This is a genomic window from Synechocystis sp. PCC 7339, from assembly GCF_019924095.1.
Taxonomy (GTDB): Bacteria; Cyanobacteriota; Cyanobacteriia; order Cyanobacteriales; family Microcystaceae; genus Synechocystis.
In genome coordinates this window covers 3,066,925-3,092,771 of record NZ_CP063659.1, presented here as the reverse complement: position 1 = coordinate 3,092,771, position 25,847 = coordinate 3,066,925, and the positions used below count along the sequence as shown (strand labels likewise).

General features: G+C 47.5%; 21 protein-coding genes. 6 read left to right on the top strand and 15 right to left on the bottom strand.

The genetic code is table 11. The features are described 5' to 3' along the window. Nucleotides 1-129: 129 nt before the first annotated feature. From IQE94_RS14560 to IQE94_RS14540, 5 genes are all read right to left on the bottom strand, one after another. A complete protein-coding gene (locus IQE94_RS14560; protein ID WP_223342200.1) occupies nt 130-672 on the bottom strand; it encodes a fasciclin domain-containing protein in 543 nt (180 codons plus the stop codon). A 114-nt stretch (nt 673-786) separates the two neighbouring features. Continuing rightward, the gene (gene devC / locus IQE94_RS14555; RefSeq protein WP_223342199.1) at nt 787-1,938 is read right to left on the bottom strand and encodes an ABC transporter permease DevC; all 1,152 of its coding nucleotides are present in this window, start codon (nt 1,936-1,938) and stop codon (nt 787-789) included. A gap of 42 nt (nt 1,939-1,980) precedes the next feature. Beyond that, nucleotides 1,981-3,336 (bottom strand): HlyD family efflux transporter periplasmic adaptor subunit, encoded by a 1,356-nt coding sequence (locus IQE94_RS14550; RefSeq protein WP_212720715.1) that lies wholly within the window; start codon nt 3,334-3,336, stop codon nt 1,981-1,983. 94 nt (nt 3,337-3,430) lie between these two features. Continuing rightward, nucleotides 3,431-4,156: a 6-phosphogluconolactonase gene (gene pgl, locus IQE94_RS14545; RefSeq protein ID WP_212720716.1), complete on the bottom strand. Its 726-nt coding sequence runs from the start codon at nt 4,154-4,156 to the stop codon at nt 3,431-3,433. An 86-nt stretch (nt 4,157-4,242) separates the two neighbouring features. Beyond that, the gene (locus tag IQE94_RS14540; protein ID WP_212720717.1) at nt 4,243-6,741 is read right to left on the bottom strand and encodes a type II CAAX prenyl endopeptidase Rce1 family protein; all 2,499 of its coding nucleotides are present in this window, start codon (nt 6,739-6,741) and stop codon (nt 4,243-4,245) included. Nucleotides 6,742-7,361: 620 nt separating this feature from the next. Here IQE94_RS14540 and IQE94_RS14535 point away from each other — a divergent pair. Beyond that, nucleotides 7,362-7,724, top strand: coding sequence for a DUF1815 family protein (locus IQE94_RS14535; protein ID WP_010874211.1), 363 nt, complete (start codon nt 7,362-7,364; stop codon nt 7,722-7,724). Between the two features lie 236 nt (nt 7,725-7,960). Here the strand turns inward: IQE94_RS14535 and IQE94_RS14530 are convergent, their stop codons facing one another. The 3 genes from IQE94_RS14530 to IQE94_RS14520 all read right to left on the bottom strand — a co-directional run bounded on the left by IQE94_RS14530 (nt 7,961) and on the right by IQE94_RS14520 (nt 11,626). Beyond that, nucleotides 7,961-10,222: a PAS domain S-box protein gene (locus IQE94_RS14530; RefSeq protein ID WP_223342198.1), complete on the bottom strand. Its 2,262-nt coding sequence runs from the start codon at nt 10,220-10,222 to the stop codon at nt 7,961-7,963. A 27-nt stretch (nt 10,223-10,249) separates the two neighbouring features. Beyond that, complete coding sequence (locus IQE94_RS14525) at nt 10,250-10,690, bottom strand: hypothetical protein (RefSeq protein ID WP_212720719.1); 441 nt, start codon at nt 10,688-10,690, stop codon at nt 10,250-10,252. A 186-nt stretch (nt 10,691-10,876) separates the two neighbouring features. Next, on the bottom strand, nt 10,877-11,626 hold the full coding sequence (locus IQE94_RS14520; RefSeq protein ID WP_212720721.1) for a phycobilisome rod-core linker polypeptide: 750 nt from the start codon (nt 11,624-11,626) through the stop codon (nt 10,877-10,879). 238 nt (nt 11,627-11,864) lie between these two features. Here IQE94_RS14520 and IQE94_RS14515 point away from each other — a divergent pair, with 238 nt between their 5' ends. Next, on the top strand, nt 11,865-12,569 hold the full coding sequence (locus IQE94_RS14515; RefSeq protein WP_194015056.1) for a response regulator transcription factor: 705 nt from the start codon (nt 11,865-11,867) through the stop codon (nt 12,567-12,569). A 33-nt stretch (nt 12,570-12,602) separates the two neighbouring features. On the opposite strand, the gene IQE94_RS14510 is transcribed toward IQE94_RS14515, so the two are convergent. Continuing rightward, the gene (locus IQE94_RS14510; RefSeq protein ID WP_212720723.1) at nt 12,603-14,258 is read right to left on the bottom strand and encodes an ATP-dependent DNA helicase; all 1,656 of its coding nucleotides are present in this window, start codon (nt 14,256-14,258) and stop codon (nt 12,603-12,605) included. Nucleotides 14,259-14,272: 14 nt separating this feature from the next. On the opposite strand from IQE94_RS14510, the gene psb28 reads away from it, so the two are divergent. The 4 genes from psb28 to IQE94_RS14490 all read left to right on the top strand — a co-directional run bounded on the left by psb28 (nt 14,273) and on the right by IQE94_RS14490 (nt 17,697). Then, complete coding sequence (gene psb28 / locus IQE94_RS14505) at nt 14,273-14,611, top strand: photosystem II reaction center protein Psb28 (protein ID WP_010871246.1); 339 nt, start codon at nt 14,273-14,275, stop codon at nt 14,609-14,611. 24 nt (nt 14,612-14,635) lie between these two features. Next, nucleotides 14,636-15,856: a DUF4336 domain-containing protein gene (locus IQE94_RS14500; RefSeq protein ID WP_212720724.1), complete on the top strand. Its 1,221-nt coding sequence runs from the start codon at nt 14,636-14,638 to the stop codon at nt 15,854-15,856. Between the two features lie 95 nt (nt 15,857-15,951). Further along, nucleotides 15,952-17,037: a DUF262 domain-containing protein gene (locus tag IQE94_RS14495; protein WP_212720725.1), complete on the top strand. Its 1,086-nt coding sequence runs from the start codon at nt 15,952-15,954 to the stop codon at nt 17,035-17,037. 42 nt (nt 17,038-17,079) lie between these two features. After that, nucleotides 17,080-17,697 carry a hypothetical protein gene (locus IQE94_RS14490; RefSeq protein ID WP_223342197.1) on the top strand — a complete coding sequence of 206 codons (618 nt, stop codon included), beginning with the start codon at nt 17,080-17,082 and terminating at the stop codon, nt 17,695-17,697. Nucleotides 17,698-17,925: 228 nt separating this feature from the next. Here IQE94_RS14490 and IQE94_RS14485 read toward each other — a convergent pair whose 3' ends face one another. The 6 genes from IQE94_RS14485 to IQE94_RS14460 form a co-directional block, all read right to left on the bottom strand. After that, the gene (locus IQE94_RS14485) at nt 17,926-19,779 is read right to left on the bottom strand and encodes an ABC transporter ATP-binding protein (RefSeq protein WP_223342196.1); all 1,854 of its coding nucleotides are present in this window, start codon (nt 19,777-19,779) and stop codon (nt 17,926-17,928) included. Between the two features lie 63 nt (nt 19,780-19,842). Continuing rightward, nucleotides 19,843-20,217 carry a DUF1636 family protein gene (locus IQE94_RS14480; RefSeq protein ID WP_223342195.1) on the bottom strand — a complete coding sequence of 125 codons (375 nt, stop codon included), beginning with the start codon at nt 20,215-20,217 and terminating at the stop codon, nt 19,843-19,845. Between the two features lie 4 nt (nt 20,218-20,221). Continuing rightward, nucleotides 20,222-21,226 (bottom strand): iron-siderophore ABC transporter substrate-binding protein, encoded by a 1,005-nt coding sequence (locus tag IQE94_RS14475; protein WP_223342194.1) that lies wholly within the window; start codon nt 21,224-21,226, stop codon nt 20,222-20,224. 15 nt (nt 21,227-21,241) lie between these two features. Further along, nucleotides 21,242-23,005, bottom strand: coding sequence for an ABC transporter ATP-binding protein (locus IQE94_RS14470; protein ID WP_223342193.1), 1,764 nt, complete (start codon nt 23,003-23,005; stop codon nt 21,242-21,244). Between the two features lie 141 nt (nt 23,006-23,146). Continuing rightward, nucleotides 23,147-24,190 (bottom strand): MORN repeat-containing protein, encoded by a 1,044-nt coding sequence (locus IQE94_RS14465; protein ID WP_212720730.1) that lies wholly within the window; start codon nt 24,188-24,190, stop codon nt 23,147-23,149. Between the two features lie 70 nt (nt 24,191-24,260). Then, nucleotides 24,261-25,823 (bottom strand): energy transducer TonB, encoded by a 1,563-nt coding sequence (locus IQE94_RS14460; RefSeq protein WP_212720732.1) that lies wholly within the window; start codon nt 25,821-25,823, stop codon nt 24,261-24,263. Between the last annotated feature and the right edge of the window lie 24 nt (nt 25,824-25,847).

Genomic DNA, 25,847 nt, shown 5'->3' with positions numbered 1-25,847 from the left:
GATGGGAAAATTGAGATGGTTCGTAGCCCGCCGCCTAACTCCCCCATGGAAAGAAATTGGCTAAGAATTACTATTTATCAAAAATTTAGGGATAAATTACCACCTTGGCAAAGATTTGCTGACTATCAATTACATAGGGGGCAAAATCACCTGATCGACCACATGGATAACACCATTGCTGGCATCAACATCGGCGGAAATCACAGTGGCTTTATTAACTTTAACTTTGCCATCTTTGACTTTAAAGGTGAGGGCTTCCCCCGCCAGAGATTCCACTTCCCCAGAGGTTACTTCCGCAGCGGTAATTTTGCCAGGTACTACGTGGTAGGTCAAAATTTTCACCAATGTATCCTTATTTTCGGGCAACAAGAGACTTTCTACCGTGCCAGCAGGCAAAGCGGCAAAAGCATCATTGGTGGGGGCAAAAACGGTAAAGGGCCCCTCTGCGGATAAAGCTTCTACTAAATCAGCCGCTTTCACTGCCGCAACAAGGATACTGAACGTTTCGTTACCAGCGGCAACTTCCACAATGTTCATGGTGGTTTCCATGGCGGTTTGGCTGACTACGGCGGGTTTTTCGGTGGTTGCCATTTCGGCCATGGCGACGGTGGGTACCCCCAGGGCAAATCCAGTCAGAGCGGTAAAAGCAACAATTCTAGCGGCGGTTTTCATAGCAATGTTTCCTAGTGAGAAGACTGTCCACCGCTATTATGACAAATTATAAATTTTTGTGAAGAGATGTTAAGGCAAAATTGCCACTGGCACAAGCTGACCCCTGGACACAGGTTAGAAAATATCCGCCGGATCTGCGGCCCGCAAGCGCCCCACGGCGATCGCCCCGGAAATGCAACACATGGCAATGGTCATAATCAGTACGGTCAAAGCCCGAGCAGTGGTCATAATTAGGGGCAAACCCGTGGCCCGGGCCGTATTGGTATAGAGCAAAATCCCCAAACCAAAGCTAGGCAAAAAGCCAATCACTGCTAGCAACAGGGCTTCTTGGAACACTACCCCCAACAGATAACGATCGCCGTAGCCAATGGCCTTGAGGGTGGCATACTCCGGCAAATGGTCAGAAACGTCAGTGTAGAGAATTTGGTAAACAATCACCGTGCCCACAATGAAGCCCATGGCGGTGCCCAAGCCGAAGACAAAACCAATGGTGGTGCGGGTTTGCCAATAATTTAATTCGTATTGCACCAACTTTTCTTTGGTGAAAACCTGGACATCGCCTCCGGTCAACTCCTGCCGGATTTGTTCGGCCACTACCTCTGGATCTTGCCCCGGTTTAACTTGCAAAATGCCCACATCAATGGAACTGCGGTCCCGGCTGGGAAAAAGACGGAAGAAATTTAAGTCGCTGGTGATTAAGGTACCGTCTGCCCCAAAGGAGGAACCAAGGGTGAATAAACCCTGTACCTGGATGCGACGATTACCTACTTCCGTAAAAACAGGGCCATCGGCTCCTAACAAAGCGGGTACCGGGCCAAATTCTTCCCTAGAGTCCCGGTCAAAGAGGAACACATCGGGGCGCTTAATCAGGTCTAAATTTTCCTCCACCCCTGGTAGATTAATGGGATTGGAGACGGGGTTAAAACCCATAATGTAAATCTGGCGGCTGGCTTTGGTTTCCGGGTTTTTCCAGCGGTTGATGTCAATGTAAAGGCTAGTGCCCCTGCTCACCGCTTCATTGCCCATGGCTTGGTACAAACGGCGGGACGCAAAAGGGGTGGGGTTAACAAAGGTGTCGGTTTGGGTGCTGAGGATGAATAAATCCCCTTGCAAACTTTCAGGAACCCGGACGGCACTGTCAAACAGGGCATTTTTGAACCCCAGTTGCATAAAAATCAACACATCGGCAAAGGCAATGCCGGCGATCGCCGCCAGGAGTCGCATCCTTTCATGGAATAACTGGTGCCAAGCAAGGGGAATTTTCATCTATTAAGTTGATTTATGGGTAAATCTTAGGTTGATGGACTTTTAGTTGGGGGGAGAGGGGGGAGCGCTGTCGGGTTCAATTTTCACCACCACTTTGGCATTGCTCAAACCAGCCACCTTTTTGCTTGCCCCGGGGCTGAGGGCAATTTTCACTTCCACTACCCTGGCATCAATGTCGGCGGCGGGATCGGAGTCCAGCACATCATTTTTGCCAATTCTCAAGCCAATATCGGTGACTTTGCCTTCCAATTCGCCGCTAAAGCTGTCATTTTCACTGCGTACCCAGGCAGTTTGCCCCAGTTCTACCCGGCCGATGTCGTTCTCGTACACCTCCGCTACCACAATCATTTGGGACGTGATGCCCAAATCCAGAATGCCATTGGTATCGCTGACTTTTTCCCCTGGGCGGGAATAAATTTTTAACACCTGGGAATCCACTGGAGCCCGGACCACAGCGGTGTCCAATTCGGCTCGGGCTTCCTGAAAGCGAGCCATAGCCAGGTTTAATTCTGCCTGGGCTTTTTGCACATCTACCTGACGAATTTCAGCAATTTGGGAGAGGGTGGCCCTGGCTGATTCCCTTTCCAGCAACATGGTCTGGGCGTCCTTATCCCGGATCGATTGTTGTTCTCGAATTCGCTCTTCCAGGGTGGCTTCCGTTTTCATTAACCTGGCTCGAGCTTCCTGCAACCTCTGGTTACTGGTTTCTAAGTTCAAGCGTCGCTGTTCCCAGTCCGCCATGGCGATCGCCCCATTTTCAGCCAAACTGCGATAACGCCGGTCATCGTTGGCCGCTTGATTCACCTCCGCCTGCAGACGGTCTATGGTGGCCTGTTGCTCTATTTTTTCCCCTTCCAATTGCTTAACTAAATTGGCAAGGGCGGCCTGGTTAACAGCAAAATTCTGTTCTAACTCCGCCTGGGCTTTGCGGACTTGGGATTCCTGGGCGGCAATTTGCCCCCGCTTAGCACCGGCTTCTATGATTGCCAAATCAGCCTGGGCCACCCGCACCGACTCCTGGGCGGAAACTACGGCGGCGGCCTTTTGTTCGTAGGAATCCAGCACTGCCACCACCTGGCCTTCCTTAACTTTATCCCCTTCCTTTACCAACACCTTCGATACTTTGGCTCCCCCAAAGGAACCGGGAGAAGCGGAAAGTTTGATAATTTCCCCTAGGGGGGCAATGCGTCCCAGAGCGGCCACGGGCTGGTCTTCTGGGGTCTGGGCTGCGGGAGCAAGGGCCCCGGAAGCGTTTTCCTCCCCTTGGTTTACCCCGGAGCGGAGACTGTAAAAAATTATTCCCCCAGTGAATAAAACCCCCACCACCATGGCCAAAATGATCCAGCGGAGGCTATGGTCAGGGCTGGCAAGTTGTCCGGTTCTCGTGGATTCACCCATAAGGCAAAAGGGGCCAATAGCTGGAAAAGACTAGCTAAATTGTAACATTTCGATACAGGGGAATATGGGAGATATGGGCAAAGTTCTGGGGGGCTCAAGAAGGACGCAGATTTTCCCCGGCCGCTTGGTCTAGGAGCCAGAGCAATTCCCCCTGGGGCTGAATAAACCGGGCTGGATATTGTTGGGGGTCGGCTTCCGGGGCAAAGATTTCCGCTAACGCTTGCTGTTTACTGGCCCCCGCTACGAGAAAAACCACAGAACGGGCTTGATTAATCAGGGGAATGGTGAAGGTTAACCGGGGTTGGCCGTCCTTGTTACCCACCGTAATCAGGCGATCGCCAACGGAGAGGGCGGGGGTGTGGGGAAAGAGGGAAGCGGTGTGGCCGTCATCCCCCAAACCAAGTAGCACCAAATCAAAGGCGGGAAAATGTCCTGCTTCCACCTGGAAAAAAGTGGCCAACTCATTTTCGTAGGTCTGGGCGTCCTGTTCCGGATCGGCGGCGGTGGTGGGCATGGGATGGATGTTGGCTTCGGGAATATCCACCTGGTCTAACCAAGCGAGGCGGGCCATGCGTTGATTACTGTCGGGATGGTCGGCGGGGACATAGCGTTCATCTCCCCAAAACACATGGATTTTTTCCCAGGGGAGGGCTTGGCGGGCCAGGGCTTCGTATAGCGGTTTAGGCGTACTGCCCCCCGAGAGGGCAATGGTGCCTTGGCCCCGTTCGGCGATCGCCTTGGTGATGCGGGTGGTGACACAAACCAGAGCCCGCTCGATCAAAATTTGTTTATTTATCAACACATCCACTTGGGGAGCCATGGAAACCTCTGGGCAATGGACAATCTAATTTTTCCCCTCCATATTGGAGGAGTTTACCGGCTAGGGAACGGAATTGTTGAATTTCTTCATCTTTTGGCTTCTGGATAGGCTAATTTGCCGTAACCCCCCAAGGCCATTAACCACACCGTCACCACCAACCAATGGAAAATGGTAATTAACCAGAGGGAGCCGCTATGCCAATAGAGGGCCGTGGTTCCTATGCCCAATAGACCAGTAAGGGTAAGGAAGATGGGTTGGAAAAACAAATTTCTTCCCCTGGGATAAAACAGAAGGGCATTGAGGGGATGGTAGATCGGGAACAGCACTAGACTCAGGGCCATGGCCCCCAAAGTCGGCCAAAATAAATTCAGTTCAGTGGGATAGGGCAACAGCATGACCCGAAAAACCAATTCTTCCCCCAGGGCCGGCAGAAAAAACAGGGCCAAGATTGATTTCACACTGCCCCCCAAGGATTGACCCCACCATTGCCATTGCAATAGGCCAAATTTAACCCCCAGGGGAATGGCGATCACCCCGTAGACAATAACGGCGATGCCGAAGAATTGCCAATCCTGGGGCTTGGGCAAAATAACCGTGGCGCCCAAAATCCGGCGAGCTAGGGCAGAAAGCACAGGCACATCGCCAAAAATACCGGTGGGGGCCAGGGGCAAAATTTCCGGCATGGCTCCCCCCACTTGATTGGGGCGCATAAACCAAAGCTGGGCACCCTGTTCGAGGAAAATTTGGTTGAGAATATCCTGGTTAACCCGGGGTAACATGGACTGCCAACTGAGCAGGGCATTGGCTAGGGTATTGTCCTGGATAAAATCATATTGATTGGTGGGATTATCCGGGTCTAAACCGGCTAGGGTAGCGGCATTGCTTTGCCAGTCTTCCCTGGTAATCCCCCTGGGTTTTAACATCGTCAGCAGGCGATCGCCTAATTTTTGTAGCCCTTGAAAGCGCTGGGTTTCTGGGGAATTGGGGTGCTGGGCCAACCAACTGAGAATTTCCGGGCTATTCTCCACCTTTTCCTGCAAACCCACAATGGCTAAGTACAGGGCTTGGTTAGAATCCTGCACACAGGACGCCGCCGGGCTAACCCCCGCATAACCAGTGCCATCCCCGGTACGGTAGCGGGCCATCATAATTTGCAGTTGTTTTTGCAACTCATCCAGGGGGGAAAGCACCACCTCGCCAAAGTTGTAATCCTGTAACAGGTCTAGTTTGACCATCACATCGGCAAAGGGACGGCTTTGGATCCAGCCCCGCTGCAAATTACCGGCATAGTTTTCCCAGGTTTGGGAGCCAGCAATGATGCCCTGGGGATTATGGGCATAGACCTGGTAATAGGGAATTTCCCACTGCAACTCGTCGGTAAAGGGGTCCCGCACAATTTCAGGCAAACTAAAGGCAAAATGCCCCGTCACTGTGCCCAGCATAGTCTTTTCTCCCAATTTCCCCCCAATGCCGCCGAATAAATGCATTCCCAACAGGCGATCGCCTTCTTGCCATTGGCCCAGGGCCACCTCGGGGGAATCACTGCGGGGATCAAGTAAAACCTTTTGGGCTGTACCTTTGCGAGCGGGAGTATTGTGCCAATTTTGGTGACTAATATAGTCTCGACCGGGGCCGAGGCGAAAAATTTGCTCATCAGGCTGCAATTGCACCAAGGAACGGGGCTGGAGGGATTGCACCGTGAACAGGCCATCCTGACCTTGGGCTCCATAAAGGTACCAACCCAATTGACCGACGGGAGAACTGGCCAAATCCCTGGGGGTGGACATAAACCGATCGCCATTGAGGCGGGGCTGTTGGGGAATGCGAATTGTTTCCTGGGGGCCGTCAAATTGTTTACTTATGGCGTTGTAATGTTGAACCAGCATTAAATCCGTGGCACAGGGCTGAGGCCCAGGACAATCCTTGGGCACGGTGTTGGGGTCTGCTTTCGGGTCAGGGCCAATAATTTTTACTAGGGCTTGATAACGGCCCGTCACCATTTCCGGCATGGTGGCCAGTTTAATTTCTGCTTGATTGCCGGCGGGAATATTCACCTGGGCCCGGAGAAAACGCACTAGCACATCATCCACCGGTCTGGCCCCAGCTAAGGACTGCAAAGGCCCCACTTGCGATCGCCCATTTAAACGGTTGGGTAACAGATTGCCCCGGCGTTCACTATTTAAGGCGGCGGGGGTAAAGTTTACGTCTGTGGTAACTAGCTTTAAGTATCTTTCCAAATCGGCATTGCTCTGCCAAGTGAGGCGGAGTTTTTGTCCCACTAGTCCCTGTTGGATAGAAGGTGCCTGATACAGTTCCAGCCAAACCCAGTCCCCGGGAGTGGCTTTAGTTTCTTCCACCGTCGGCAGGATTAACCGCCCCAACCACTCACCCAAGGGCCGATAATACGCCCCATCTAAATTCTGTTGCAGGGGATAATAATCCACCTGGTTGACCGGCAACTGACTGCTGATTTTATAGTCTGGGATGCGGTCGGAGGGGCCCTGGGGACGGAATAGCATGGCCAGGAAAACCAACACCAAAGCGGCGATCGCCCCTAACACTATCCGCCCGCGCCATTGCTTCATTTGTGGACCGCCCTAAAAATTGCCATAAAAAAACACCTGGGGCGTCTTTCCTTGTTTCGACTCCAGATGTTTTTCTAATTTCCTCACACCTGACCCAAGTATAAATCACCATCGGGGAATGTCAAGGCTCCAGCCTAAAAAAAAGCTAATTTTCAACAAATGTTGACCTAAAGCAGAACTCCAAAGCCTTTTCCTGCGTCGTTTACCGTAGATAATGAATTTTTTCTAAAATTCTTTAATCCCGCTCTTCCCGGTGCCAGCAAAGCTCCATGGGACAAAAGCAAATCCCCCACCCGGATTATTTCGGTTCGGTTAAGAGTTGTACAAAGGCGATCGCCATTTTGATAACCACGCTAAGATCACGGAGGATTGGCGAAAAGCCCAGGCTGATTGGTGACTTTCTTTTGCGGCCATAAACCGCTCCTGGAGAGGCTTTCCCCTTCCTGATCCGACGTTGTAATTGATTAATTATTTCAGTCGCCCGGCCGATGGAAAACCGTCATGGCCTGACCGACCGGGGTTCCCAGACCGGTATTAAATTAGCCTTTCCGGACAAGGCATCTGTGAAAATCTTAAAAAAGTATTAAGATTTTAAAAGCTAGCTTATTTTCGGAGGAAATGTGTTTACTCGACTTGCCCAGCAACACCGCGATTTCGTGAAGGATTTAGTCATGAGTCTCAGGGCTCTGGCCACTGTGCTCGAAAATCGAGGCTATATTGCTTCTTGCTACACCTGTGGCGACCAACTCAATAGTGCTTCATTCATGGTGAGTTTGGGAGAAAATCATCTGATTCGCTTTTTGGTATCCGACTACGGCATCACCTGGACAGAAATGCGGGATGACCGGGAATTAATGAAATTAGAAGGGGCCGAGGCGATCGCCCAATTGGAAGAGTTGGCCAATGTGGTCAAATATTGCTTGGCCGATGCCCCCAAAGGTGGCCGTAAAAAACGGAAAACCGCCCAGCTACAACTAGTCTAAGACTGGTGTATGCGCGGCCCGTGCCATGGCCTCCGATGGACTGATTTTTCCCTATGAATCACTGCTGAGTTGCGAGGGGGATTCCTGTTGATTATCCTCCATAAAGCATGGGGACTGGAATGGGCTGTTTTGCTGTAGGGTGTTAGATCCCCTGCCGGTCATAAACTATGGAAAGTAAAATACCCACGCCGAACCTAAAATTAGAGCTTGGGACTTACCGCGACATGTTTCTACGCCTAAGCCCTGGGCAAACGATTATAACGTTGTAAACGGATGGTAACCGTCGTTCCTTGGTCGACAGCGCTTTTTAGTAAAATACTGCCACTATGTAGATCGACGCATTTCTTGGCAACCATTAAACCGAGTCCTGTTCCCGCAATATTTCTGACATTTTTGCCCCGATGAAAGGGTTCAAAAATTTGCTTTTGATCCTCTGGTGCAATACCAATACCTTGGTCCGTCACTTCAAAAATAATATTTTCCGAATCTAGGCCTAGATTGATTTTTATCTGTCCTCCGTCAGGGGAATATTTGATCGCATTAGATAATAAATTAGATAGGATAGACCGCATTAATCTTTCATCCACCAACGCCTTAGTATCTTGATCGCCACAGATAAAGTCGAAATAATATTGATCACTGACACTTAATTGAATTTCTTCGATAAATTGCTGAAACAGTGACTTCAAATCTAACCAACTAGGATTAAATTCTAATTTACCTGCTTCCGCCCGGTTAATAATTAAAATATCATCCAAAAGCTGAACCATATTTTTAACGGAATTTTGGATACGGTGCAAATTCCGGCTACGCTTCTCGGGATCAAGCCAAGCTACTTCAGAATTCTCCAGTAATTGAGCCGCCGCTAAGGCCGTACTGAGAGGAGTACGAAATTCATGAGAAGCCATGGAGAAAAAACGAGTTTTTAAGCGACTTAATTCCTTTTCCCGTTCTAGGGCTAGGCGAACTTCCTCTGTGCGACGCCGTTCAGTGACATCCCTTTGCACAGCAATCCAATGGGTATAGAAACCTGTTTTATCGGCAACAGGTACAAGGCTAAATTCTACCCAAAATTCACTACCATCTTTACGATAATTAATTACTTCAACGGTAATGGATTGCCATTGACTAACGGCTTGCCGTACTTTATCTAATTCAGTGCGACTGGTTTTTGGCCCCTGTAAAACTCGAGGGGTTTTGCCTAGAATTTCTTCGGCGGTATAACCAGTAATCTTAGTAAATGCTTCATTAACATAGAGAATTCTCGGCCCGGGATCATTGATGGGCTCTGCTTCCGTGATCACCACCGCGTCATTGGTGTGAACCACAACGGATTGTAACAGACGAATTTGTTCTGCTTGCCGTTTTTGTTCGGTAATGTCAGTCACAACCGCCACTAACCCTGCAATGTTTTCTTCACTATCTAATAGGGGAGCAGCAGAAAGGACAATTTCAATCCAGCTACCATCCTTTTTTTGGCATTTTAATTCTAGGCTAGGGGAAGCAATGCCTGATAAAATTCTCTGTTTAAATTGCTGGTAATCTTCTACCAAAATTTCGGATGTTAATAATTCTGGATGGGCAATAATTTCTGTTTCTTTCCAACCAAAAATCCGTTCCGCCGCAGGATTCCAAATCTGAATTTGGTCTGCTAAATTAAGGGTAAAAATTCCCCTAGGGGAGGCAACAATAAGAGATTGCAGGGTGTGATTGGTGTGGCGAAGGGCCGCCTCGGTTTTTTGTCGCTCGCTAATTTCTACCATCAGGGATTGATTGGTGGCGGCAAGTTGCTGGGTACGTTTTTCGACTCGATTTTCTAAATCTTTATTGAATTGCTGTAATTGCTCATATAATTCCGATTGTTGAATGGCGATCGCCACCTGGTTGGCTAATTGTTTCATTAACTCAATTTCCCAGGGTTGCCATATCCGGGTAAAAGCACATTGATGGGCAATTAGGAGGCCCCAAAGATAGGGAAATTCTGATTCATTGCCTGGAGAAGTAGAACGATCATGTTGGAGAATGGGAACTACTAATTTTGATTGCACACCAAACTGTTTGACGAAATCAGCTAGGCAAACCTCTACGTCATCCTGGTCGATGTTATTAATGGCTCGTACTTTACCTTTGGTATAGGCTTGATGATACTCAACGGGAAAAACTTCGTCGGAAAAGGTTCGCCCTAAAATACTGGGGTAATTTGTATTCACCGATTCGGTAATGGCACTGCCCGTACCATCTTGCCAAATGCGATAAATTAAAACTCGATCAACGTGCAACAGGGTTTTGACTTCAGCGACGGTGGTATTTAAAACCGTTTCCAAGTTCAAAGATTGACGGATATGTTGGGTAATTTGATTAATAAATCGTTCCCGTTGGGTTTGCTGCTTGAGGCTAATTTCAATCTTGCGGCGTTGCTGGTTTTGTCGGTGCCATAAATAACAAGCAATGGCGATCGCTAGAAAAACAAATTCGATCGGAATTAGAAATTTGCCCATATATAAGCGGATCCCAGAGGAAAAACCTTAATTAAATTTTTGTTTAACAATAATTTTCATAATTTTCAACAATAAAGCTAAATCCTGATCCTTGGCAAAAACTCCATCAATTTGGGGCAGATAACTGCGAGCTTGCAACGTGATCTGACTGTCGGCATAATCCGTAATTAGGAGCAGGGCTGGCGGTTTAGCAGACAAGTTTTTGATAATGGTAATTAAATCTAAAGTAGCTGAAATATCAATTGGTTCATATCTAATACCGCAACCAACTAGGACAGAGTGATATTCTCCAATGTCAATGCGGTTAAATAGAATATCCTGGAAGTTGATGGCAGAAATTTCAAAATTTGGGCATAAAAACCGCTTGACTGATTGATACCATTGCCGATCCATTTCTAGGATACCAATCTTTGCCCTCGCTTTTTTGCGGGACGGGGCAGATGATTTTTTACCAGCTAGTTTCAGCATTAAATTCTGGTCTCAAATACAAAGTCTGCAAAGTCTCGAAGCATTAAATCCAGAGAACAGATAATTAAGCCCCGAAATATTCCTAGCAAAAACTACTGGCTGTTAAACTGCCTAAGTCCCCCTATGGAGGGGGATTGATCGGTATAAATTTTTTCAGCCCTAAGCTCTGCTGTGACATCGAAAAAACTACAGTCCGATGATGCCCCAGGCACTAAGGGCAACGGCAACTACCCCCAAACTCACCAATGCTCCTCCGGCATAAAGAACCACTTTCCCGGCTAAATAAACCCCAGCGGGATAGGGTTGCTTTTGCCATTCCCAACGGTAGGTTAGGGGAGCTTGATTACAGAAGTAACCGATCGCCTCTAGTTTTTCCCGATGATCAGCACCGTAACGGGGCATGCGGGCAAAGGGTAACTCACCACTGACTCGTTGGGGCAGAATGCGCCGCCGTTGATAGGGCACGGTGTCATAGCCAAAGTTTTCCAGATATTCCTCACTATTGACCAGTTCATTGATGAAGCCGGGTAACCCCTTGGTGGCAATCACAATGGACCAAGCAATTTTTTCTTCTTCACTATAAACATCTCGACCCAATAATCGTTGAATACACATTTGTGCAAAACGATAGTTATTATTTGCTTCAAAATTACGGCGACGAAAGCTATCGGAAATAGCCAAACCACGGATAAAATCCCTTACGGTAATTTGCTGATTTTTTAATTGGGATTCCAAGGCAATCTGCCGATTACTTTGAATCATTTGTTGCTCATTGAATACCTGACGATAGGCCGCGGCAATCAGATTATCCATGTCCGAGGGGGAAAGGCTGTCCTCCGTGGTGAAAATATGGGCGTGTTCATCTCCAGAGACTTCGTAGTTGGCAACCCGTTGATTCTGACTAACGGGGGAATAGGCAATTAAAGGCAGTGTCATAGATAAAGTTAGTTATTAAGCTTAAAAGTTGATCAATGCCCAGCCAATGACTGGTATGTGTTGGTATCAAAAATGCAATCCTAACAAAGTGAAGCAGAAGAAAAGGGGGAGAAAGTCGTAAAGAAATCGGAAAGTTAGCTTATTTGTTTGAAACTGTTACATTTCGCAACATGAATTAACCCAGACCCGTTCACCCCTTCAGGTAAGCTGAGGTTGATAGAGAAAAGCACAATGGGCCATGAGAATTCTTTTAGTGGAAGATGATTTGCCGCTGGCGGAAACCCTGGCAGAGGCATTGAGCGATCAGCTTTACACTGTTGACATTGCCCCCGACGCTTCCTTGGCCTGGGACTATGCTGCCCGACTGGAATATGACCTGGTTATTTTGGATGTGATGTTGCCGGAGTTGGACGGGATTGCACTCTGCCAAAAATGGCGATCGCACGGTTATTTAATGCCAATTTTAATGATGACAGCCAGGGATACCATCAACGATAAAATCACCGGTTTAGATGCCGGAGCCGATGACTATGTGATCAAGCCGGTGGATTTAGGAGAATTATTCGCCAGGGTGCGGGCTTTGTTGCGTCGGGGTTGTGCAACGTGTCAACCAATTTTGGAATGGGGACCGATCAAGCTGGATCCAAGCACCTATGAAGTTAGTTACGATGACGAGATTTTGCCCTTGACCCGCAAGGAATACAGTATTCTCGAACTGCTACTCCGCAATGGTCGTCGGGTTCTGAGTCGGAGCATGATTATCGATAGCATTTGGAAGTTGGAGAGTCCCCCGGAGGAAGATACGGTTAAGGTGCATGTGCGGAGTTTGCGGCAAAAATTGAAAAGTGCTGGTTTATCAGCAGATCTAATTGAAACGGTTCATGGCATTGGGTATCGTCTTGCCAATTTGGCGGAAAAGCCTTTGTGTCAAGGGAAAAACTAGTCCAGAAAACCAGGTTCCCCATGAGAAATTCATTTAATCTCTTTTCTGAGTCGGTGTTACCTGAGATAAATCCTGGGGATCAAAATAGTTTCTTTTGCCGTAGGGCGCTAGGGCTTTGAGCACTTCCCGGCCATAACTGCGGGAATTGACCCGGTCATCGAGGATGGCTAACCAGCCCCCGGACTCCCTGAGGGGTAACACTGCCTGCTGTAAATCTTTCAATGCCACCGGCAGTAAATAGTCCCGGAACCAGTCTTGGTGGTGGCGTTTGTGGTGTTGTACTCGTTTGGCCACCAGGGGATTTTCCAGGGAGGGAATGGGTAAAGTGCCTAAAATCAGCAGGGCCGGTGGGGGAAACCGTTCCCTTTGGGCGCACCAGTATTGCCAACCTGCCACTAAAATGCCAGGAGCAAAGCTGGGGGTGGGTTCCACTTTAACTCCAGAGCCTAATTTTGCCGCCAGTTGGCTGCCCAGTTGAGCTTTGAGCGGTAGATCGTCGAGCAAAATCACCACAAAGCTGTCCGGTTGCACGGCGATGATTTCCGTCAAAATACGTTCAATTTCCGTTAGTAGGGTGGTTTGGAAGGCTGGGGTATTGGGTAAAGGTAGGCGATCGGGTAGGTAAATGGTTAGGGCATCCTGCAGACGGTGGGGCGAAAATTTCAAGCACAGTAAATTTTCTAAACCCAAAGTTTTGCAATAGGTGGGGGCGGTTTTCTCAGCGTCTAAAAAACTGCCGATGAGCACAAAGGCGGCTTGATGGCTTTCCTGGCCTCCATCACCACAATCTCCCCGACCTTGATCGGAGCTTTGCCAAATTGGTTGTAGCCAGGGTTGTACGTTGACTGGACTGACGTGGAGACTAATTTTGCCCTGCTGTCGATCCACTTCGGCCCAGAGGAGATGGTTGTCGGTTTGTTCTTGCCAAAACTGCCAGAATTGCTGAATTTTGTTGGTATTTTGCTGTTTAGCTCCATTTTTAAACTGGCTGTTGGCTAATTGTTCTATCACCGCTTGTTTGAGGTCCTGGATTTCTTCGCCATCAAGGGGATAAAAACCATGGGGATTGACGGGGCGAGCAAAGAGGGACTGACTGAGTCGACTCCAGTGGGTTAGAACTTGGTCTTGACCCTGGGGGGTTTGGGCAAAAAGGGGTTGGAGGGTGTTCCAATCTAGGTGATGGGAAAGAAAATCCCTTGTCCAATCTTCTAAATGTTCCACCTGTTCGATCGCCGTTAAGGCGGGGGCCGTATGGGGTAATGACCCTAAATTTTCCTGTAACCATTGATCCGGAGTAACAATGTCTGGCCAGGTGATGACTAAATCGGGGTCATTGCTTTGTAGGGCCATGTGCAAAGCCGGCAAAATAACTGTTTCCAAATCCCGCTTACGTTTGGGGGTAGTGACTAAACGAACGGGCTGATCACTGAGCAAGCAGGGCAATAAATAACTAGGGCCGTAGGTGGGGGGCAAACAACCGGTTTGGATCAGGGCCGAGCGCCGTAGTCGTAGGGCCCTAGAAACTAAACGACCCATGGTCAACGAATGGGGCCAGGGGGGAATGGTTTGTTGGCGCTGCTGGGCTTTGAGCAGGTGGTGAACTTGGGTTTCGAGTAGTCCCATGGGGGTGTTTTTTCGGCCACTACCGGGATCTATGCCATGATGGGGAGTTAACGAAATTAATGTCATTAAGGTAAAAAAACATGGCTGAAATTCAATTTTCCAAGGGAGTTGCAGAAACCGTTGTCCCAGAGGTGCGCCTCAGTAAATCTAAAAATGGGCAGTCCGGCATGGCAAAATTCTATTTCTTGGAACCGACAATTCTAGCGAAAGAAAGCACCGATGATATTACCGGCATGTATTTAATCGACGATGAAGGGGAAATTATCACCAGAGAAGTAAAGGGCAAATTTATCAATGGCCGTCCCACGGCGATCGAAGCTACGGTGATCCTCAACTCCCAACCGGAATGGGACCGATTTATGCGCTTTATGGAGCGCTACGGCGCTGAAAATGGCCTAGGTTTTTCCAAATCTGAATAATTTTTCAATTTTTCATCCTCCTCGGTGACGATGCGGCAGTCCTTTTCCCGATCTTCCCAATCCAGTCCTAGTCAGACCTGGCCCTACTGGTATCTGGTGCCCATTTATCCCTACAGCCAAAGGCAAACTTTGTTGCGGGAAGTGGTGCCGGACACCATTTGGGTTTTGGAGCAAGTGCAGGGAATTTTTTATGTGGTAGTACCCATCCGCATGACGGTGGTGCGCTTAAATACGGGGGGACTGCTAATTTACGCCCCCATCGCTCCCACGGAAGAATGTTTGCAATTGTTGGGGCAACTAACGGCCAAGTATGGCCCAGTTAAATATATTATCCTACCCACCATTTCTGGGTTAGAACATAAGGCCAATGTACCGTCCCTAGCCCGCCATTGTCCAGAAGCAACGGTGTATGTGGCCCCAGGACAGTGGAGTTTTCCCCTTAATTTGCCCCTCACTTGGTTAGGATTTCCAGGCGATCGGACTAAAATCTTGCCCGCTGACAGTAGCGAAACTCCCTTTGCGGGGGAATTTGATTACGCTTACCTCGGGCCGTTGGATTTACGCCTGGGCAAATTTGGCGAGGTGGCTTTTTTCCATTGGTCTAGTCATACTTTGCTGGTGACGGATACCCTGTTGGTTTTGTCGGAAAATCCCCCCTCAGTGTTGGAACTAGACCCCACCCCCCTAATGTTCCATGCCAGGGATAAAGCTGGCGATCGCCTGGAAGATAATCTCGCTAATCGGGCTAAAGGATGGCAACGCATTTGTTTATTTGCCCTCTATTTCCAAGCCAGCACCCTAGAAGTCCCCAATTGGAACCAGGTGTGGCAAGAAGCGAAACAAGTTGGCGCACCGCATAGCGGATCTCTGCGAGATCGCCGTCGGGAAAATTATTTTGGTTTGTACCCATTTCGGTGGCGGAAAGATTGGCAAAACACTTTTCAAACCCTGTGGGGCGGCGGCAAAGTCCGAGTAGCCCCCATTTTGCAAGAGCTAATTCTCAACCGCGAACCGGAAGCTGTATGGCAATGGGTAGAAAAAATTACTAGCTGGCCCGTGGAAACCCTCATTCCCTGCCACTTTTCAGCGCCAGTGGCTACCAATGGAGAACAAGTCCGCCAAGCGTTTAGCTTTTTGCAAAAATCTCCCCCGGAGGAGGCAATCTTGCCTCAAGAAGATCGGCAAATCCTGCAACGCATTGACCAATTCCTGGTACGTTGGCGCATTACCCCACCCTCAAGTTGATCAATAAATATAAGCCGATCAATATAAATAGAAATAACAGTTAGAATTTAAAAAATTAATTAACATAAGTAATACATTTTATAAGAACGAATCAAATGAGTACTGTTGAATATAAAAAGACGTTTTTTAAAATCGCGGATTTTGTGTCTTGGCAAAAAGAAAAAACATTAGTGCTGTCTCCTAAATTTCAAAGAAGATCTGTTTGGAGTTCAGGTGCAAAATCTTACTTAATAGACACTATCGTAAGAAATCTTCCCATTCCTATTATTTTTTTAAGAGATCTTCCCGTAGATTTAGATACATTAAAAGCAGTCCGTGAAGTTGTTGATGGACAACAAAGACTGAGAACTGTTTTGAGTTTTGTGGTACCAAGTTTGTTGGATGATTATAATCCTAAAAATGATGATTTTACGGTGCAAAAAAATCATAACCCAGAAATAGCAGGGAAATCATTTCAAAACCTTGACAATGAAATCAAACAGACTATTCTGGATTATGAATTTAGTGTCCATATTTTGTCACCACGAATGGATGATAGAGAAGTAATTGAAATATTTCGCAGAATGAACTCTATTTACTATAAGCTTAATGACCAAGAATTAAGAAATTCTCAGTATTTTGGTGATTTTAAAACACTTGCGTATAATTTAGCCACAGAATCTCTCGATTATTGGAGGAGATGGAATGTATATGATGACGATGACATTGCTCGAATGAAAGAGGTTAAGTTAACTTCTGAGATTATAATTATGATGATTACCAAGGATTTAGAATCTAGCAGTAAATCAAAAATTGATAATTTTTATAAGAAATACGATTCAGTGTTGCCCCAAAAAGGGGAAATATATAATAATTTTCATTTAACAATGAGGATAATTAATGATGGTTTTAAGGATTTTTTACCTTCATCAATATTTTCTCAGCAAACTAAAATATATGTTTTTTTTGCCTTAATTTATCATCTTGTTTTTGGATTAAATGACTATCCTAAAATTACTCGCTCATGTCGGCAACTTTCTCAAGACAATGTGCAAAAAATAAAGAAGGTATGCAATGAGCTACAGCACAATAAAAATGAAATTGAAATTGATTCCAAAGTTATTAAAGCAGTAAATTCCCGAAGACAATCAATTACTGAGAGAACGGTAATTTTTGAATATTTAATTAATAAAATTATTTAATTCAAAGCAAGGCTAATTTTGTAAATGTATTTTTAGATTTCTATGCCTCGAAAAGCGAATAAATTATTAGATGATTTTAAGCAAAAAGTGAGGTCAAAAGAGCTTGTTCGTTGTAAAATGGAAGAGTTGTTAGTTTCTCAAAATATCAAAGAAACTGATATTTTGTTTATTTACGATGGATTATTCTTGAATTTATTTACAGATTTTGAGAAATTTATTGAAGACTTATTCTTTGGGCTAATTAAAGGAAGTATTTATATTGAAGGTAAAAGTATTAGTAGTATTCGTAAAGTTAAAATTTCTCCCCAAGAAGAGATAGAATTAGTTGTTTTAAGTGGAAAAGACTATCTTGATTGGCTACCGTATGATCATACAAAAAAAAGAGCAGAGATTTTTTTAAATGATGGATACTCCTTTACTAAATTAAATGAAAATCAAATACGTGTAATGGGAGAATATCATAAAATTAGAAATGCAATTGCCCACAAAAGTCTTAAAGCTCAAAAGCAATTTATGAAAATCATACAAAATCGACCTTTGTTACCTACAGAGAAAAATCCATCGGGATATTTAAGAAGTAAAGGGAGTGGAGAAATGACGCAATATGAAATCGCAGCCAGGGAATTAGTCAAAATTGCAAACGACCTATGCAAAGTGTAACGCAAGTCCTTTAGAGTAACAAAATGATAAGATGTACAACTTATGGGAAAAATTAATTAAAAAGACTGAGAATAAACATCCGTCAGGGCTTAGAATACCAAGACAATTGCGTAGGCTGGTTTACCATGGCAATCTTATAGATAATTCTTCCTAAGACTTTTCGTGGTGATTCTCCAGATCCTTAATTAGAGTGCGAATTGCCCAAGTCATAGCCTTGGCTGAGTCTTCTTAGAAATAGAGACTAAAAAAAATATTTTTCCCCATCATTTCTTGATTAAACTGAGCCGGAGTGCCAGAAAAAACAATCCTTCCAGCTTCTAGCAAAATGATGGTATCAGCCTGCTCTATGACCGATGGACGATGGGAAACCACCAAACAAGTGGGGGTATAAACCGCAGAATGACGTTGGTGAATATTACTAAATAGACGTTGCCATAGTTTTTGTTCAGTTTCTAGATCCAGGGCGCTAGAAAGATCATCAAATACCATTAATTCCGGTTGACGAACGAGCATCCTGGCCGCGGCGACCCGTTGTTTCTGGCCACCGGAAAGGCGAACCCCCCTAGTGCCCAATTGGGTATCAAGGCCCCTGGGCATCAGAGCCAAATCTTGCTCAAAAACAGCGGTGGCGATCGCCTGGTTTAATTGCTCTGATGAAACATCATCGGCCAGTCCCAACAACAAATTTTCCCGCAGAGAAGTGCTGAATAATTGGGGAATTTGGGGAGTGTAGGCGGCCCGGGGCGGAATTAAAAAAGTCGCTGGCTCTGCAATTTCCGAACCATTCCAAAGAATTCTGCCTGATTGTTTGGGCAGTAAACCTAGTAGGGTACGAATTAACGTAGTCTTACCCGTGCCTACCCGTCCGGTAATTACCGTCAAACTGCCCCGTTGTAAGCTAAAGCTGATATCAGCAATGCCATTGTCACTGCTTGGATAATGGTAAACCAATCCTTCTACCCTTAGTTCTTGTAAAGGATCAGTTTTGACTGCGACTGAGAGGGGAGGTAAGGCCGGTTGGGAGCCCAAAATGGGTTTGAGATAGAGAGGATGGGCATAGGTGAGGGGAAAGGAGGCGGGATTAACTGTGCTAGGAGAAGGGCATTCACCACCGTTGATTAAAACTGCCATGCGCTCAAAGGAGACTTCACTTTGTTTCACAGAAGCAAGAAAACTCCCAAAAAATGCCAAAAAATCACTAACAAAAGCGAGATAATAGACAAATAGGGCAAAATCTCCCACAGTGAAGTTACCCTGGGGACCAAGACTTTGGGCCCCTAAAAGTAAAATTAGTCCGGTACCAATGCTGACAGTATTTTCAAAGCCGGAATTGAGGATGGCATTAAAAACCTGGTCCCGCACCATTAAACGACGACGGCGATCGCCTCTTTTTCTTAATTCCTCCAACATTTCAGTTTCGGCCCTGGCCACCTTAATGGACTGCACAGCGGTAAACATCTCCCCTATGAATCCGGTCACCTGTTGGGTTCCATGGCGACTGGCCCGACGATACCGTTTCAGGCGATGCTCAGCTTGGTGGGCCAGGGCGGTGATTAGGCATAGGGGTACAAAAACCAATAAGGTCATTTCCCTGTTAACGCTCAACAGTAGGGCCACGGAAACCACCGCAAACACCCCAGCGGCAAGGATTTCATTCGTGCCCACCACTGTGTCTTCAATTTGTAGAGCATCATCGCGAAAATAGCTCAGCATTTCCCCAGGGGAAACTTTCTGGCCGTCCACTGCTCCGCTGGCTAGTTCTGCCCCAGGACGATGCAATAATCCCTGGAACAGGTTGTGGCGCACCAATCCACTCATCAAAAAGCGGTGTTGGGTTTTTGTGATCCGCCCAGTAAAAATTGCCGCCATTCTGCCTAGTCCCACCGCTAAAAATAGGCCAATCCAGACCCAGGGAGATTCCTTAATTTGGGTTTGGCTGGTTAAGGTGTCGAAAAACTGACGAATTAGCAGTCCCGGTACTATGGGTATTCCCAGGATAAATAGCCACAATATGGTATCCAACCAATAAAGTTTCTGGGCATAGCGGATCATCTGCCAAAGCAGTTGATGAATAGGTGGCATAGAAGCAAAAAAAGTTAAGACATAGGGGTTAAAAAGTGTGGGTAAAAAGACTTGGGAATACAGCTAGGGTGCAGGGGGAATGCGGGCTATGCGGCGGGAGCGTAACTTTTCCGGAAGTGCGTAGGCTGGAACCATACCATCTTCACTGTCGAGGTAAAGTTCGGCGGCACTAATTAGATCTTCACCGCTATTGATTGGATCTAAATCCCCAAAAAGGTAGGTAGGTTTATGACTGCCCACATAGGCGATCGCACAGGGTCTGTCACAAATACATAAACAGGAAGTGGTCTCAATTTTTAGTTCATCTTTGCGTACCCATGTTTGATGTAATTCTTGAAGCTTATTTAGCAAACAAATACCGTCTGTTGGGGAATTAGAATTGTCATTTTCTGCCTTAGCACCACAAGCTTTACAAACCACTAAAATATGCTTTGCCATGGGGTTAATTTTCTCCAAGAAGGTATTTATATAGGTCGTCGAGGATGGCATTAGCGGCGATTGGTCCACTGCCAATCCAATAGCTTGGTACTTCGTACACTTTGCCTGCCTTTACGGCCCTCAGTTGACCCCAGAGGGGATCTTGCTGTAGTTGTTGCAGTCGTTTTTTTGCTTCCTCATTGCCCTGGGGGGTGTTTTCCCCCGTCCAAAGAAAAATCACATCTCCGTCAGCTTGCTCCAATACTTCACGGCTAATCCTGGTTTGGATAGGATTACCAAATTTTTGTTGGGCTTCCACCGCACTAATATTCTGGGAAGGGGGACGAGCTAAACCCGCATCCTGCAGCACTGTACCGGCAAATGAGTCCTTCAGGTATAAGTTAATGCCATCGGGATAGAGGCGAATGACGGAAACTTGCAGATTATCAAGGCGATCGCCCATTTGAGTGCGAAAATCCGTCGAGCGAGCTTGATAGGCGGCCAAGGCTGACTGGGTCGCAGCCTGCCGGTGGAGAGCATTGCCCACGGAAGCAAAAACCTCTTTCCACTGTCCACTATGTTCAAAAGGAAACAGCACCGTCGGCGCAATCTGGCTAAGTTGGGGGTAAATACTTTGGTGGGAATCTAGCCCCACAATCAAGTCGGGATTTGTTCCCAAAATTGCTTCTAAATTGGGTTGTTCCCCCTTGCCAATATTTTGAATATTTCGGGCATTGGTCATTAGGGCTAGCAGTTGGGCCTGAAAATTGCTGGGCACCGTGGCGATCGGCTCCAGGCCAAGGGCGATCGCATATTCAAAGACGGTCCCATCCAAGGTAATGAGACGCTTAATTTCCGTGGGTACACAACTATGTCCCTCCCCTTGGCTTGCCACGGAACAATCGGCTTCTTTTTGTCCTGTTCCCCCTAGGGGTTGACCTTGGCAGGCCATTACTAGGGCCACAATGGATAAGGCCATGGCCAGGTAAATTAGTCGGTGTCGTAATTGTTGCAATGTTTGTGAAGTCAATCCTGTCGCCTCATTTCAGCTAAATTTGAGCAATTGCCTAAAATGGGACTGGGGATTAGCCAACAAAGATAGGCGATCTCCGTATTCCAGCATTTTGCCCCGGTCTAGAATCAGAATTTGATCGGCCCGTTCCACCGTCTTGAGGCGATGGGCAATGATGATTCCGGTCCGATGTTCTAGTAATCGATTGATAGCCCCCTCAATTAACTGTTCTGTCAAAGGATCAAGCCGAGAAGAAGCTTCATCCAGGATAACTAGACCAGGATCTTTGAGAAATACCCGTGCGAAGGCTAGCAATTGGGCTTGCCCCGCCGATAATCCTCCCCCATCCGTGCCTAGTTCCGTATCCAAACCGGAGGGTAATGTTGCCAACCAAGGCTCCAGTCCTAGATCCCTCAGGGTTTGCAAAATCAATCGATCTGGGATGTGGGAATTAAAAAATGTCAGATTATTGCGTATGGAAGTTTGGAACAGTTGCACGTCTTGGGTGACAAAACCGACTCGCTGATGTAAATCCCGCTGAGATATCTCCCCAAGGTTGATACCGCCAAGCTGAATTTGCCCCCGTTGAATGGCATAAAAATTCAACAAGAGTCGAGCGAATGTACTTTTGCCACTGCCGGTGTGCCCCAGCAAGCCAAGTACCTTGCCGGCGGGTAGATGCCAGGTTAAATCCTGGAGGACGTAATCAGCATCTTCATGGTGATGATGCCGGCTGTGGTCAGATGATTCATCTCCTCCATCCGTTGGCTTCAAACCCGCTGTGGTTGGATAACTAAACCAGACATTTTTGCCCTCGACGGAAAGTGGCCCCAATGGCAAAGCCTGGGATGTATCCAACCGGGGTGAAGGAGACTGGCGGATTAGGTCTTGAATGCGGTAAAGACTGGCAACGGCCTGTTGAAACTGTTCTAGTTCTTCCCGAATCCGTTCAATGGGGTCTTGAAGCAGGCTGGCATAGTAAAATAGAAGATAGACTGTACCAATGGTAATGCCCTGAAAATTCCACAGGTAAGCCCCCAAGGCCAGGGCGATGGCATTGCCCATTGTGAATAGACCAACGGTACTGCCCCACAGTAGGGTGCTCTGCAGCCGTGCTTGATGGAAAGCCCTCAGCCAGTTTCTCATCAATCTATAAAAGCGATTCATGACATAGTCCACCGCTCCATTGCTCCGGATATCTTCCAAACCGGCTAAATATTCGGTGATAAAACCGTAGAAATCAGCACTAATGCCCCGGTAAATTTGCCATGGCCCCACCGCTAAGGATTGCAACCGGCCGAGGATGCCCAGGGCCAGTAGGGCAAAAAGACTCAAACCTAACCCCGCCTGCCATTGCTCGAACCACAACACGGCCAGAACTCCCACCACCAGCAACCCATTGCCCAACACTTGCAGTACAAATTGAGAAAAAAAGCGGGCTAAGGCATCTACATCTCCATCAATGCGTTCCACCAGTTCGCCGGGACTGTGACTTTTGTGAAAAGTTAGATCAAGGTTGAGGGTATGGCGGGCTAGGTTCAAGCGGAGATTATTGGTGGCAGTCCAGGCAACGGTTTCGCTGAAATAGGTGGCGATGATTTCCAACCCTTGACGCACAACGGCGATCGCCATAAAGCCCACGGCTAGCCACACCAGTATGATTTGGGGGCCTCCCGCCATGGCTGTGTCAATGAAATAGCGCAAAATCTGGGGATTAAGCACCTGTAGGACAATGCTCCCCACCAAGGCGATCGCCAAAGCCGCCACCTGCCCCCACTGGGGACTTAGATAGGTCATTAAAACTTGTCGATTAGACTGGGGCGAAAGGAGCATAAATCAAAACAGAGCGAGCCCCTAAAACAGGGATAATAATAATCAGTTTCTTGACCGTAAAATTGCGGATAGACTTTTCCTAAACTTAAAAAATTAGGAGAAACCTTACTCTTGATATTGATCATCCTTCCATACCCCCTCTAGGCGGATACCATCAGCAAAATAATAAACACCCTGGCCATTTTTTTTGCCCTGTTCAAAAATCCCTTCAAACGTGTCACCATTGGCATAGTCACAGGTGGCCATACCTTGGAGTTGGTTATTGCTAAATTGCCCCTGACAATGATCGCCATTGGCAAAAATAAATGCGCCTTCCCCTGCAAACTTGCCAGCAATAAATTGACCTTGGTAACGATTACCATTGGCAAAGGTATAGATGCCTTCCCCCGTTGGTTGTCCGTCTTGAATTTGCCCTTGATAGCTAGCCCCATCTGCAAAATTATATTGTCCCTGTCCAAAGGGTAGCCCCTGTTTAAATTGCCCCTGGAAGCGGTTGCCATTGGCAAAAGTACGGGTGCCTTGCCCAGAAAATTCCCCGTTCCGAAATTCCCCTTCATACTGTCCTCCAGCGGCAAAACGGAAAACCCCTTCACCATTGGGCTGGCCATTCTTTAACGTGCCTTCATATTGATCGCCATTGTCATACTCGCACTTGCCTGGCCCGTCCAATTCTCCTTGAACAACAGTGCCGGAACACCGATCGCCATTGGCATAGATAAACGTACCTTTGCCCATGGGTTGACCATCCACAAATTCCCCCTCATAACGCAGACCCGCCGCTGTGGTATAAACCCCTTGGCCATGGGGTTGACCATCAACAAATTCTCCTTCGTAACGGTCTTGACTAGGATAAACTCTTACCCCTTTGCTACCTATTTGATCATCTTCAAAAACCCCTTCAAAATAGCCCCCATCAGCAAAAATATATTTTCCTTGACCTTTTTTTTCCCCCTCAACAAATTGACCTTCATAGCGATCGCCATTGGTAAATTGGCAGGTTGCCTGGCCATTGAGGGTGCCATTGCTGATCTGTCCTTCACACTTGGAGCCATCCGGCAGAGTTAAATTACCTGCCAGGGACTGATAACCTAAGGAGCTTAAGCCAAGAATACCGCCGGTTACTAAGATAATTTGAGCAAATTTAAACATTATTCAGAAATGAAGAATTTTGAACTTTTAAATAAACTTCACAGCCAAGGTTTACCTAATTGAGTTGAAGTTAAGAATCGGATAACTGCTCTAGGCTGGGCTCCAATTTCTCTATCTCCACTGTGGGCTCGGTCTTCGGTGCGCTGGAGGGAGCTGGTTCTGGACTCGGAGGAGGGGAAACTTTTACGGCCGGCGCAGGGCTAGGGCCAGATTCTACGGAGAATTGTCTTAGTCGTTCTTCCCGTTCTTTTTCCAATTGCCGTTGGCGGGCTTGACGCTCCTCTTCCAACTGTCTTTGGCGAGCTTGATTTGCCTTCTCTTCTTCAGCTCGGCGGGCAGCTTGACGCAATTCTTCCTGCTGTTGCCGGCGCTCCCGGGCCTGACGATCAAAATCTGAACCAGCAACGGTGAAATGAATCACCACAGGGACTGATTTGGACTGACCACTGACCGGGGCCGTAAACTGCATTTTCCTGGCGGCCAATAAAGCCTGACGGTTGACTTCACTGTTGCCGTGGGCGTTGGTGATGGTTACGCTGGTAACACTGCCACTATCATTGACCGAAACTAATACTGTAGCGCTACCTTCTTCCCCCTGGAGAATGGAGGGATAGCTGGGTTTACATTGGCTAACGCACTTCAATGGTTCCGGCTTGGCGGGGGCACTGGGGCTCGGTTTCGGTTTGGGGGGAGCACTGCTAGTAACAGGATTGGCCGCAATGGGGCCGACGTTTGCCCCTGAATTGCCACCACCGGGCCGTTCTGCTCTGGGTTGACTGGAGCCCAGGGTTGGAGCAGAGCCACCGCCACCATTGGTAATGGGCTTAGTAGCTGTACCCGGTTTGATCGGTGCCCCACCCTGGCTAACTGCATTGGCATTGGCGATCGCCGTGAATGAGTCTTGATTAGCTGATGGCTTTCCTTGGGATGGGGGGGCGGCATTGGTCTGACCAAACGAAGGTTGTTGGGCGGAGGAATTGGCCAAACTTTTGGGCGTAGCTGAGCGAATTGCGGGGGCAACAGCCGGAGCTTGCTCAGGAATGGGGGCAAACTCTGGAGTATCGACGGAAGAAAAGGGCAGACGAAAGGCACTCTGGGCCGGCTTAGTTAAAGAAACCGGGCTTTCCGTCACCGGATTGAGGAGAGGATTAACCTTCGGAGTGGAGGGGGTAATGGCTTGTTCCACCGGGGGCAAAACCGTATTGGGCACTGGGGTGGTGGGGGCTGGGGACAATGGATTGGGCAAGGAAATTGGATTTTCTACCACCGGACTGGGCGGGGAATTGACTGGTGGGACGGGGGGAATAATGGGGGGCGGTAAAACGGCTTTAGTTACCAGAGTGGAGGGAGTGGCAGGCGGCGGTGGGGAAACATCAGACCGAGGTTCGGCTTTTTTCTGCTCAGTTTTCTGCTCCTTTGGGGTTGGTGGTGTCACTTCTGGATTCGGGGAAGGATCCACCACAATGAATTCAATGGGCTCTATGACAGGGGTATCGGTGTCCAGGGGAAATCTCCAGAACGCCCCGATCGCCCCGTGGATTAACAAAGAACAGGCCGCCCCCGCCAGGATGATCTTTTGGCTGTTTTGGTACTGCTGGGATCTTTGAGTCAGGCAGAAAGTAGAGATTGACATGGAATTGTTGCATTAAAAGGCAGT